At 46.5% G+C, this 12,362-nt stretch carries 11 protein-coding genes; 6 read left to right on the top strand and 5 right to left on the bottom strand.

Features of this window, described 5'->3' with window-relative positions:
* Nucleotides 1-10: 10 nt before the first annotated feature.
* A complete protein-coding gene (locus EPO18_RS07285) occupies nucleotides 11-1,798 on the bottom strand; it encodes a PAS domain-containing sensor histidine kinase (protein ID WP_292432530.1) in 1,788 nt (595 codons plus the stop codon).
* A gap of 679 nt (nucleotides 1,799-2,477) precedes the next feature.
* Between EPO18_RS07285 and EPO18_RS07280 the strand changes: the two genes are divergently transcribed.
* The 5 genes from EPO18_RS07280 (at nucleotide 2,478) to pntB (ending at nucleotide 7,436) form a co-directional block, all read left to right on the top strand.
* Nucleotides 2,478-2,852 (top strand): DUF3597 domain-containing protein, encoded by a 375-nt coding sequence (locus tag EPO18_RS07280; protein WP_292432528.1) that lies wholly within the window; start codon nucleotides 2,478-2,480, stop codon nucleotides 2,850-2,852.
* Nucleotides 2,853-2,945: 93 nt separating this feature from the next.
* Nucleotides 2,946-3,653, top strand: a complete 708-nt coding sequence (locus tag EPO18_RS20705) for a YidB family protein (protein ID WP_363331484.1) — start codon at nucleotides 2,946-2,948, stop codon at nucleotides 3,651-3,653.
* A gap of 231 nt (nucleotides 3,654-3,884) precedes the next feature.
* The gene (locus EPO18_RS07265) at nucleotides 3,885-4,151 is read left to right on the top strand and encodes a methyltransferase (protein WP_292432526.1); all 267 of its coding nucleotides are present in this window, start codon (nucleotides 3,885-3,887) and stop codon (nucleotides 4,149-4,151) included.
* A gap of 321 nt (nucleotides 4,152-4,472) precedes the next feature.
* A complete protein-coding gene (locus tag EPO18_RS07260; RefSeq protein WP_292432524.1) occupies nucleotides 4,473-6,035 on the top strand; it encodes a Re/Si-specific NAD(P)(+) transhydrogenase subunit alpha in 1,563 nt (520 codons plus the stop codon).
* Between the two features lie 12 nt (nucleotides 6,036-6,047).
* Nucleotides 6,048-7,436 (top strand): Re/Si-specific NAD(P)(+) transhydrogenase subunit beta, encoded by a 1,389-nt coding sequence (gene pntB / locus EPO18_RS07255; RefSeq protein ID WP_292432522.1) that lies wholly within the window; start codon nucleotides 6,048-6,050, stop codon nucleotides 7,434-7,436.
* Nucleotides 7,437-7,486: 50 nt separating this feature from the next.
* On the opposite strand, the gene EPO18_RS07250 is transcribed toward pntB, so the two are convergent.
* From EPO18_RS07250 to EPO18_RS07235, 4 genes are all read right to left on the bottom strand, one after another.
* A complete protein-coding gene (locus EPO18_RS07250) occupies nucleotides 7,487-8,596 on the bottom strand; it encodes a sensor domain-containing diguanylate cyclase (protein WP_292432520.1) in 1,110 nt (369 codons plus the stop codon).
* Between the two features lie 177 nt (nucleotides 8,597-8,773).
* The gene (locus EPO18_RS07245; protein ID WP_292432617.1) at nucleotides 8,774-9,328 is read right to left on the bottom strand and encodes a MarR family winged helix-turn-helix transcriptional regulator; all 555 of its coding nucleotides are present in this window, start codon (nucleotides 9,326-9,328) and stop codon (nucleotides 8,774-8,776) included.
* A gap of 70 nt (nucleotides 9,329-9,398) precedes the next feature.
* Nucleotides 9,399-10,451 carry a hydantoinase/oxoprolinase family protein gene (locus tag EPO18_RS07240; protein WP_292432519.1) on the bottom strand — a complete coding sequence of 351 codons (1,053 nt, stop codon included), beginning with the start codon at nucleotides 10,449-10,451 and terminating at the stop codon, nucleotides 9,399-9,401.
* The gene (locus tag EPO18_RS07235) at nucleotides 10,441-11,451 is read right to left on the bottom strand and encodes an ATP-grasp domain-containing protein (protein ID WP_292432517.1); all 1,011 of its coding nucleotides are present in this window, start codon (nucleotides 11,449-11,451) and stop codon (nucleotides 10,441-10,443) included. The genes EPO18_RS07240 and EPO18_RS07235 overlap by 11 nt, the downstream gene beginning before the upstream one ends.
* Nucleotides 11,452-11,574: 123 nt before the next feature.
* On the opposite strand from EPO18_RS07235, the gene EPO18_RS07230 reads away from it, so the two are divergent.
* The gene (locus EPO18_RS07230) at nucleotides 11,575-12,306 is read left to right on the top strand and encodes a HisA/HisF-related TIM barrel protein (RefSeq protein WP_292432515.1); all 732 of its coding nucleotides are present in this window, start codon (nucleotides 11,575-11,577) and stop codon (nucleotides 12,304-12,306) included.
* Nucleotides 12,307-12,362: the final 56 nt, after the last annotated feature.

Here is a 12,362-nt window from a genome sequence, read left to right as displayed (position 1 = left end):
CTATATAAAATTATAAAAATGGTATTCGCACCAGGAAACGTGTGCCCTTTCCAACTTCGCTGGTGTAGTCGATTTCGCCGCCATGAAGATCGACGCATTTTTTGACAATCGCAAGCCCAAGCCCAGTGCCCTGTATATTACTAACGTTGCCGGCGCGGTGAAAAGTACTGAATAGATTAGCCCTATCCTCCATCGGGATGCCGACCCCTTGATCGGCAATCTCGAAGACAATGCCCCCACTATCGCAATTGCAGGTAAAATTTATCGTTGAACCTTTCGGTGAAAATTTTATGCCGTTGCTCAATAGATTCAGTAGGATTTGACGCAACAGGTGAGGATCGATCATGGACGATATACAGTGGCCGATGGCGCGGTATTCGATGATGTGATCTTTGCCTACTCCGACGCGGATTTCTTTCAAGAGATGCTCACAAAAGCTGTCGACCTCAATGGAGGTCGGGTTGAATTGTAAATGCCCTGTATCCGACTTGCCGATAAACAATACCTCTTCCAGCATATGAGTCATGCTCTTAACAGCCGTTTTGATCATACCGATTAGATCCGCTTTCTTCTCTAAGCTCAATCGTTCGCTGTAAGCCTCAAGAAGTTCTGCGGAAGACAAAATGGCGGTTAAAGGGGTGCGGAATTCATGGGAAGCCATAGACACGAAACGGGATTTTAATTCATTCAATTCCTGTTCGCGAACCAAAGCTTTCCGGACATCGGCTTCGGCTTGACGCAGTTCTTCCTCAGTCTGCATGCGATTAGCCGCTTCCAGAGCAAGCGCCACCAAATTGCTGATGCAAAATGCGAAGTCAACTTCCTCTGTAGTCCAGCTTCGCGAAGGTCCGACGTGTTCGTGACAAATAACCGCTACCACTCGTCCGTCCAACCACACCGGCACGTCCAACATGGAGGTGATACCTAATGGAATCAAATAATTGTCCACAAGTTCCGCTGTCGCAGGATCGGATTGGACATCGTCGACCACCACCGGACGGTTGGAAATGATAACGGAAAAATATTGCGGATACAGATCGACACTGAAGTCGCCGCACTCCGATTCGGGCGCGGTATCGTCGGAAGCCGAGCGGTATATCATTTCGGTCTGTAGCGTCGAGTGACAGTGGGAAAATCGGCTGAAAACCATACGCGCCACGCCTAGTGTCTCGGATGTGGACTTTAAAATATTCAGGATAGAATCGTTGAAATCGGTTTTGACCATGCGTGACAAGTCGTACAAGACTGTGCGAAAAAGCAGCGTTCGCTCAACTTGCTCTTTGGCAACTCGCAGGGCTTGTTTCCGTTCTGTAATGTCGCGCAGGAATGCGCTGAAAATGTAGCCTTCGGCACAACGCACAGGCCAGACCGAAAGCTCTATAGGAAACTCTTCGCCGGACCGCTTAAGCGCCGAAAGCTCCAGCGTCTGATTCAGCACTGTGCATTGCTCCGTTGCCAGAAAGCGCTTTATGCCGATTTCATGCGCTTCCCGGTACTTGTGGGGAATAATCATGTCTGACAAGCGCTGGCCGATGGCTTCGCGGCGCGACCACCCGAACATATGCTCAGCCATAGCGTTCCACTCTTCGACGTATCCATTTTGATTAATGGTTACCACCGCTTCTTTGGAAGCTTCTATCATCATATGCAAGCGTTCGGTACGCTCGGCTATGCGTTGTTCCAACTGCCGATTGAGTTGGTGTTGTGATTCTTCCTGAATCTCCCGGCTCACAGTAATGTTTGAAACAGTACGCCTCTTAACCGCGGAAGCAAGCAACTCCATTAAACTATGCCACATTCTTTCTGTTTCCTGTTCACTCGATGAAACGCTAAAAATACGAAATTAATTAAAGCTTCTATTTATAGACCAAAACTTATAATAACACATGGGCTTGTAAAGTTACGCTCGAGACTGACCCATCAACTTGATGGGTCTAACTACCTCAATAATAATTAGTACACGACTCATAGGGTAACCGATCACCGTTCTTGTTCTCTACTCCGACAGCGCTGGATGGAACGACTACTTCGAAATAATTCTCCATATGAGAATTGCTGCATTTCCCTTGAATTTAAACCGCACAATGTTTGGCAGAATGCGTTATTGCAATATCTAGACCCTAACGTAAGGCGATACTCCAAGTTAGTTCATATAGGCATTCTTACATATTGTGTATTTAGTTCGATATATCTATCGTTAATCCATGGTTTGGGCGATAAATTAGCAATTATTGACTTGGTCAAAGTATTAGTTTTTTACGGCCAAAAACAGTATCCGGAGCATCATTCCGAGCCGTACCTGTTAACGCCGGTCAAAAAATTGACCACGAATAAGGGCTAAGAAGCTCAATATTTATTGGCGTTCTGTACTAAATAACACTGGTCAGACGATTCCTGTACAGCTTGTTCTAAATGGTCAAATTTCACCAAGCATCAACATGACCATCACTCAACAATACTTTTTTAGAGGATCCGCCATGAGTCTGTTTAATTCCATTCTTGAAAAACTGGGCATTCGTAGTGCCGCCGCTGCGAAAGCACCTGACACAGCCCAACCGGCAACTGCTTCCGCCACCGCTGCTGGAATTGCTGAGGTCGATGTCGTCAGCAAATTGGAAGGATTAGCCGCTTCCCATGCAGAAAAGCTTAACTGGAAAGTTTCGATTGTCGACTTGTTAAAATTATTGGGGCTTGACAGCAGTTTAGCCGCACGTAAAGAACTTGCGGCAGAATTGGGTTGTCCCGCGCAAGCAATGGGCGACTCATCCCAAATGAATATATGGCTGCATAAAACCGTATTGCAAAAACTCGCACAGAACGGCGGCAATATCCCGCAAGAATTGTTGGACTAAACAGCTAAATTCGAGAACCGCATTAATTGCTACTTAAAACCGGAACCATGCTGATGCGAGTTATTTTGTACGAATTTCACGAGGAGAAACCTTATGAGCTTTTTTACAGATATTGTTAAATCCGCCATCGGTGCAAATGATTCTTCAGAACAAGCTGAAAACAAAACCCAAAATTTATTGAACGGCGCGTTGGGAATGCTAGAGAAAATGGGTGGCGTAGACGGGTTGGTTAAAAAATTTCAACAATCGGGAATGAGTGATGTAGCCTCGTCATGGGTTGGAACTGGAGAAAACAAAAGCATCCAGCCCGACCAACTGACCAATGTACTGGGCAAAGAGCAGATTGCTGATCTTGCTCAACAGGCAGGCATCCCGGAGTCTCAGGGAGCATCGGTACTCTCAAAAGTTTTACCCGCCATGGTCGACAAACTGACACCGGAAGGAAAGGTACCCGAATCAAGCAATCTTGCAACATTGGGCAAAGTGCTTCTGGGTGCAGCGGGAGCTGCGGTTGTAGGGAAAGCGGCAGCGTCTTATTTCGGCAACAAAGAAGATGAGGAGCAATCGTCCACATCTGAACAACAAACAACAAGCGCAAGCGCCGCTGTTGCTGAGCCAGGAATGGGATCGGCCACCACATCCGTTCGAACCTACACCGTATCTAGTGGCGATACGCTTTCTAAAATTGCCAAACAGTTCTACAGCGATGCCAATCAATGGCCGCGTATTTTTGATGCGAATCGGGATATTTTAAGCAACCCGGATCGCATATCTCCGGGCCAACATTTACGTATCCCTTAAAATTAGACGCACTTAAAGCTATTTCCGGATGGATGGATTTTAATATCATTCATCCCACGACAATCAAGCCCACTAGAATCCAGAACTGCTTTTCCAATTCAGAACTCACTCCCATTTCTAAACAGTGAGTTTCGGAGTCAATCAAACCACCTAATTTGGTTGACAAAACTACTGGTGACGCCGACTTGCAACTGCTAATCTAACTTTTTCTATCTGATATTGGAGAAAGCGATGATTAGTACCCGCGTGCTGCGCAATCTGACCACCGCAAGTATGGGTACAGGTGCCCGGATTGCGCTCATGGAATTGGTCGTTCCGGAATTGAACGCCGATTTTTCCAGTGCTGCTTTCGATATGCAGATGTTCGTGAATACCCGAGGCAGAGAAAGAACGCTTCCTGAATGGCAAAACCTTTTCGACCGGTCTGGATTTGTGCTTGAGGAGGAGATAGGCCTTCAATCAATCGGAAAGATACTGGTATTGCGGCCTAAGGATTAAAATCCGGCACCTGTTTTATGATCCCAAACACCGGTTCTACCGTGATTTTGCGTTTGCCGTAAAGTCCACGACCCGTCTGGGCAATGAAATAGTAGTAATTCCTACTAATAGCAATATCTTAAAAACGGACGCTTTCCGAACAATCCGGAACAAATTTCCGTACTCTACACATAGCCATCCTCAAAAAACCGACATTAACCCACCCCTTTTATGTTTTTTATTGAAAAACATAGCCTAATCTCCTATCCTCCACGCTGAGGTTTTGACTGAGGTTAAAACCTTTGCTCACTATGCTCTTAAACTACTCCCATTGGAGATTGTATGAAGATTGGTATACCTAAAGAGATTCACCCAGGTGAAAAACGTGTGGCCACTACGCCTGAGGCCGCAGAACAAATTATAAAACTGGGTTTTTCCGTCCTGCTCGAAAAAGGCGCGGGGCTTGGTGCGGATATTTCCGATGAAGCCTACAAAGAGGTAGGTGTCGAAATCGTTAGTAACGCTAAAACGTTATGGAAAAAAGCCGACATCGTGATGAAAGTCCGCGCCCCCGAACGGCACCCCGAGCTGGCATTGGATGAAACAGACCTGCTATCCGAAGGCGGTCATTTAATCAGTTTCATCTGGCCTGCGCAAAATGAAGAATTAATGCAAAAATTGGCAGCCAAAAATACCACAGTACTAGCTATGGATAGTGTGCCGCGCATGTCCAGGGCGCAAAAGCTTGATGCGTTGAGCTCCATGGCTAATATTGCCGGCTATCGCGCCGTTATTGAAGCGGCACAGCATTTCGGCCGGTTTTTTACCGGACAGATTACTGCCGCGGGTAAAATTCCTCCCGCCAAGGTGTTGGTTATCGGTGCCGGCGTTGCCGGTCTTGCCGCTATTGGCGCTGCCAAAAGCATGGGCGCTATCGTCCGGGCTTTCGATACCCGGCCTGAGGTGAAAGAACAAATCGAAAGTATGGACGCCGAATTTTTGATGCTGGACTTTAAGGAAGAAGGATCAGGCACCGGCGGTTACGCCAAAACCATGTCCAAGGAATTCATCGAAGCTGAAATGGCTTTGTTCGCCAGACAGGCGATGGAAGTGGACATTATTATCACCACCGCGCTGATTCCCGGCAAACCGGCACCCAAGCTGATCACGGAAGGCATGGTTAAATCTATGAAACCGGGCAGCATTATTGTCGATTTGGCAGCCGAACAAGGCGGCAACTGCGCATTGACCGAAAAAAACCAAGTCGTGGTCAAACACGGCGTGACGATTATCGGTTATACCAATTTACCCAGCCGTTTGGCTAACCAATCGAGCCAGCTTTATGCGACCAACCTCAGGCATTTGTTGACCGAACTTTGCCCCGAGAAAAACGGCGCGATCAACGTAAATATGGACGATGAGGTGATACGCGGGGCTACGGTGGTTAAAGAAGGCAAAATCACCTGGCCGCCACCACCGCCCAAGCTGTCCGCCGCCCCTGCCCCGCAAACCGAAGCTCCCGCTTACGCATCAGTACAAGAACAAAAAAAATCCGTCATTCCTGATTCTGTTAAGCAATTTATACCTTTAATTGTTGGCGGTTTGGCGCTGTTCGGTATCGGTTCGGTTGCCCCGGCTTCGTTCATGTCGCACTTTACCGTATTTGTGTTGGCATGTTTCATCGGTTATCAGGTGATCTGGAATGTGACGGCTTCGCTGCACACCCCATTAATGAGTGTAACCAACGCTATCAGCGGCATTATCGTAATCGGCGCTCTGGTGCAGGTATCCGCGCCGGGCTTTACGATTAGCGTCCTTGCCGGATTGGCGATACTCATTGCATCTATCAATATTGCCGGTGGCTTTTTAGTCACTCGCCGTATGTTAGAAATGTTCAGAAAATAACCGGAGAATATGATGTCCCATAGTTTAGTCACGATGTCTTACATCGTCGCCACCATTCTGTTTATTTTCAGCCTGAGTGGTTTAAGTAATCAGGAAACCGCCCGCCGTGGCAATTATTACGGTATGTTAGGCATGGCGATTGCCATTATCGCTACTGCATTAAGCGCATCGGTTACCTCATACGCTATTTTGATCGTTGCGTTGTTAATCGGCGGTGCTATCGGAGCTAAAGCCGCGTTAAAAGTCGAAATGACGCAAATGCCGGAATTGGTCGCTATCATGCACAGCTTGGTCGGTATGGCGGCTGTGTTGGTGGGTTATGCCAACTTCATGGACGCATCTACAAGCCTTAGCGGTGTAGAAAAAAATATCCATGAAGTGGAAATTTATGTCGGCATTCTTATCGGTGCGGTCACTTTTTCAGGTTCGGTGATTGCTTTCGGCAAACTCAGCGAACGCATCAGCGGCAAACCGATGTTACTGCCTGCTCGCCATTGGTTGAATTTAGGCCTGTTGGTTTTGGCAATCATTCTGGGCCGGATGTTTTTACAACAAACCGAAACCGGCGGCGGCACGTTCCCGTTATTGCTGATGACAGTGATTGCGCTGGCATTCGGCGTACACATGGTTATGGCTATCGGCGGTGCCGATATGCCGGTGGTGGTGTCGATGCTCAACAGTTATTCAGGTTGGGCGGCCGCGGCAACCGGTTTTATGTTAAGCAACGATTTGTTGATTGTGACCGGCGCATTGGTCGGCAGCAGCGGCGCGATTTTGAGTTATATCATGTGCCGCGCGATGAATCGCAACTTTATCAGCGTTATTGCCGGCGGTTTTGGCACCTCGGGTGGAGAAGCCGCCGTCGTTGAAGGCGAAGTCACGCCGATCAGCGCTGATGAAACCGCGCAATTATTGCTCGATGCAAAAAATATCATGATCATTCCAGGCTACGGTATGGCTGTTGCGCAAGCTCAGCATACTGTTAATGAAATCACCAAACTGTTGCGCGACAAAGGCAAAAAAGTCGGCTTCGGCATCCATCCGGTTGCAGGAAGAATGCCCGGCCACATGAACGTGCTGCTGGCCGAGGCCAAAGTGCCTTATGACATCGTTTATGAAATGGACGAGATCAATGAAGAATGGGGACATGTTGATGTGTCCATCGTGATCGGCGCGAATGACATCGTCAATCCGTCAGCCTTGGACGATCCTAACAGCCCGATTGCCGGTATGCCGGTATTGGAATGCTGGAAAGGTGAAACGACTGTCGTACTGAAACGCAGTATGGCGTCAGGCTATGCCGGTGTGGGTAATCCGTTATTCGTGCTGGAAAACACCCGCATGTTGTTTGGCGACGCTAATGCGACTATGCAGTCGGTGTTGAAAGCGTTGAAGGGGTAAGGCATTCTCCATGAACGACTGCATGGATGCAGTCGTTCATGGTTAGCTGTTTATAACCCTTGTTTATTGAAAACAACCCCACCATTCTCGACACGATTACGGCCGTTATGTTTGGCTCTGTACAAGGCGAAATCGGCTGATTTAATAAGCCGTGCGGCAATTTCACCTTCTATAGAAATGGATGCACTGTCCGGCATGTAAGTCGAGACACCGATAGAAACGGTCACCGAGATAGAAATATCATTTATCGCGATGACCAGTGTCTGGATGGCTTTGCGTATCCGTTCTGCAATTTCCAGGGCTTTAGCTTCATCGATATTCGACAATAAAGCGACAAACTCTTCCCCACCATAACGGGCAAATACGTCATTATCTCTTAATTGGTGTTTTATGGTGGCCGCTACTAACGATAGCACTAGATCGCCGCCCTGATGACCATGTTTGTCATTGACTGACTTGAAAAAATCTATATCAAAAAACTGGCAGGATAAAGGTTCTGCATTGCGTTGACTGCGTTTTAATTCTTCGTCTATGCGCTGTTCCAAAAACCGCCTGTTATTAACGCCTGTTAAAGCGTCTATGTAGCTGACTTGTCTTATCTCTTCGATGTGAAGGTTATTTTCCAGACAAATACTGACTACTGAACTGAGATGTTCTATAAAATCTGTAGCCATATTATCGGCAAACCTATCAAGCTGATAACTGCCTAGATTTAAAGTCCCCAAATATTTGCCGTGGCGAGATAAAGGTATAATGGCAACGCTGGTTGGTTGTTTTTCAATTTGAGGAAAAAAGTCGGCGCATCGGGTATGTTCATAAATGCCGACATAGGGTTCAATAGCAATTGATTTTAAAGGCCCTTTACCATCTACTAAAATCAACCCGTTTTTTGAGCTGCGCGAATAACCATAATTATTAAGCGTTTTGGCTATCTCACCGGTTTCGTCAATCAGACATAAGCTAATCACGTCAAGATCAAAATAATTTTTACCTTCTTCAAGCAGGTGATCAATAGTGCCCGGTAAGGAATTGAGCTTTAGCAATCTTATTTCGAACGCCTGAAACTTCTGCAAAATAGCACTGTTTTTCTGAACGCGCTCGAGCATGGTTTCTAAATGGCTTTGCAGCGCAATTAAACCGGCAGTTAAATCTTCTTCCAAGTTATTCTCTGAATAATTAAGACAATCACGTAAGCCTAGCAGTTCCTTGAAAAAAAACTCAATCAATCACGTATTTTATTGCACAGATTGTAATTTCTCATTAGTTTATTGATGATCTCGGCTTGTTGTTCTGTAAGCTCGCGTTGCTCGCTTCTTCAGTTATGCAACCTGCGACCATCAACTAACGGTATGCTCCTGGCATATTTTCTCACTATCGATTTGACTAAGCTGTTCTTTGGTTAAACCGCAAACAAAGCCCTCAGTCGTTGAGGTGAAATATCTGCATGTTTTGCACAGCCCGAATGATTGGGATTTATTGGCTTTTTGCAGCGCGGTCAGTGCATTAACAAAAACATTTTCCTGGTTTTCGTTTTTATTAAATATTGCCGAGGCCTGATTGTATAAATCTGCAGGACGCGCTCTATTCAAGATAGCGTCACCTTCAGCTAAAAGACTAAGATGCACCATACGTCGGTCATTTACATCGGCTGTTTTTTTTATGTAGCCTTTCTTTTCCAGCAGCAGCAAGGTTTGGGAAACCGTGCCGCGGGTCATGCCCAGATAATTGGTAAGAGCAGCCGGAGTGTCACTATAGCGGTTGCAGCGGGACAAATAGTCCATCACTTGCAAATGAACCGGTTGCAAGCCTAATTCGGTGCATTTTTTGCGTTCTTCAGACCGGATCAATGCCGACATCCGCTCGATCAGGTCAAATACATCAACTTTTTCCATAGAGCCTGTAAACATTTATTAATGTTGACAAAAAAAAGTATTTTAGCACATTTATTTAAATATCGAATCGCTATTGTTTATGGATATACTTATCCGCTAAATAAGCAATAGCCGCAGCGGGAGCACAGTCCGCTGATGTCATATTGGATTCAATTCCGGCTACCGGTAATAGATCGGAAAAATCCAGGTAAAGACGGTCTAAGTTCAATGCAATCTGTTTAACCAGAAATCGACCTACTCCGGCGCCGATTAATGGACTGTTTTGTGAAATTCCATGTTGAGATAACCGGATTTCACAGCCGCGCTGTATTTGCCGTATTTGTCGGGCGCGGATGTTTTCGGCGAATTGTTGCCAGCGCGGCAGTTCATCGGGATAAAAATCACAGCCTATCATCCTCGATAATCGCCTTGCGCTGGCTAAAACTGTTTTTTCCGAGCCATCCGCTGTGTCGGTTTGATCGTGCCTGTCGTTCAGTTCGCCGGTAACGCGATAGACATCGGCCATCGTCGCAAAATACTCGGCCATCAGGCCAATTTTTTTGTCTTGATCCACCGCTGTTTGCGTGACAGCCATTACAGCGGTTCTGACGATGCCGGTATAAATCAATTCTTGAGAGATTAAACGCTGATAATCGGTGTAGCCTTCCGCCAGCACTTGCCCGTTATTAAGCAGGAGTATATCCGTGGTAGTACTGCCGCAATCGACAAAAAGTCCGCTGCCTAACTTTTGCGCGGCAAGTGAAGCACTGGCCAACCAGTTAGCAGAGGCGATGGACAGGTAATGCCCGGTTTCAATCTGTGATGGTTTCAAAAAACCTTCCTGCCCTGCAAAAATCAGGATTCCACTTCCCGGCAGCAGTTCAGTCATGGTTTGAATGATCTGCTTAACGCCATCATCCCGATTAGCGAATAAATCAACCAATTCGCCGGTCATGGTGATCGCATGGCGAGGATTTGAGCCCTTCAGTTCCTGCAGAATTGAGGTTACTGCGCAGTGCAGTTGATCCAGCCCTTTCCATAACGGGCATGCTTGCTGGTAAACGGCGACAATCTCACCGGCACTAATTACCGCCGCTTTGACATGAGCGCCGCCTATGTCCCAGCCTACGACATTAGCTTGCATGGGTTTCCTGTTTTGCCTGAACGATAATGGGTTGGTTGCAAGCCGGGTTGAGTATCGGCTCGCCATTCAGTAGCTGTAAAACAGCCTCGGCAATATTGATGCCTAAAGCTTCGTATATGCCGACAAATGAAGTAGTCAGGCGGGGATTTATTTCGAGCACCCATACTTGATCGTTTTCTATCAAATCGATACCGACATAACCCCATAGCTCAGGCAAAGCGCTGGCGATCTTAGTTACCAATTGTTGATATGAGCCTGAATCGGGATGATGATTGACCACGATGTCTGTTAAATGATATTGCCCGCTGACCAGTTCAAATCGCTGCAAATTGACACTCACTAACCAGCCGCGGCCTTGCTTGAACAAGCACGAAAGACTGGTTTTTGCGCCTTGAAGATGCGGCTGAATGATATATGAGTTTTTTTGCGCGGCCATCCGCTCAAAGTCCTGTCGATTGGTGATCAGATAACTGTCTGCGCAACCCACGCCATCAACCGGCTTAACCATCCATTCACCGCCTGTCCTAAGCCTGTCGAAGGAGGAGAAATAAGTATCGTCAAACATCCGGGAAGGCACAGTAGTTATCTGATGCCGGCTAAGCAATTCATAAGTCTTGAATTTGTTACCGGCAATGGCAACAGCTGCTGCGGGCGATGTCAGCAATACCTTGCCTAATGATTCAACTGTTTGACACAGAGTTTGCAGGATACCGTCAAACTCCGGCGCTATCGGCCATACCAAGTCGGATTGCTTAACCAACCGAGCAAATTCTTCCGTAATATCATGCTCGGGCCGGATAATGACCTTGTGTATGCAGGTCTCACAGATTAACTGGTTTATTCGCCAGTCGATCATGACAGTTATATCGAAACCGTCTAATTTGGTCAGGTTATTGAGTAACGCGTTAAGCATCAAACTCCCTTCACCAACCAGGGAATCCGGCAGCTCCTGCTTATTAAAGCCGCCGCCAGTGATATACTCAAATACCAAAATTTTCACAATATTCAATAAACAGCTATAAACTAGAATGTAATATTGTATCACCAGTTCAAAGCGAGCTTTGAACTGGCATCTGTAATTTTTGGAGTCCAAAGCTCGCTTTGGACTCAGTCTCTATTTTTTATGAAAATAATCCCGGTAATAGATTTAAAAGACGGCGTCGTAGTTCATGCCCGGCAAGGCAATCGTGAGCACTATCAACCTATTAACACTGACTTGTGCAAATCGTCAGATATTTATCAGGTCATTGAAGCATTCCTGGACGTTTATGCGTTTGATACCTTTTATATTGCAGACCTGAATGCGATTACCGATCAGGGCGACCATAACCAATTAATAACAGAGGTGCTAAGTCGTTTTCCGCAAACAACATTCTGGGTAGATAAGGGTTACCAAAAATACAATCAAGACGCACAGCTTCCGGGCAATTATCTGCCTGTTTTAGGTAGTGAGTCTTATCGGAATGAAACTATTTTAGAAATCGAAGCCTTTGAAAACAACTTTATTCTTTCGCTGGATTATTCGAATTCAAATGCATTAGGCGCGGAAAGTCTTTTTTCCGATCCCACTTTTTGGCCGAAAAATATCATCATCATGACATTGGGGCGCGTAGGCAGCAACCAAGGTCCCGATATGGACAAATTAGCTGAATTTTGCAGGCAATACCCGGACAAAAACTTTATTGCCGCTGGCGGTATAAGGGACAAACTGGATTGCATTCTTTTGAATGAAGCGGGAATCTTTCAAGCGCTTGTTGCCAGCGCATTGCATACCGGCGCCATAAAAAATGAAGATATTGTCGAATTTCAGGCAAAGCTTCCGCTTCCTGCTTACGCCCGAACCACACGGATGTAGTGACCGCGATTGCTCCATGCAATCTTGCGGCATTTCCTCCATCCGTGGAGGTCAAT

The sequence above is a fragment of the Methylobacter sp. genome, assembly GCF_004322395.1.
GTDB lineage: Bacteria > Pseudomonadota > Gammaproteobacteria > Methylococcales > Methylomonadaceae > Methylobacter_A.
The sequence above is the reverse complement of the archived record's forward strand: the minus strand, read 5'-3'. Positions and strand labels throughout refer to the sequence as shown.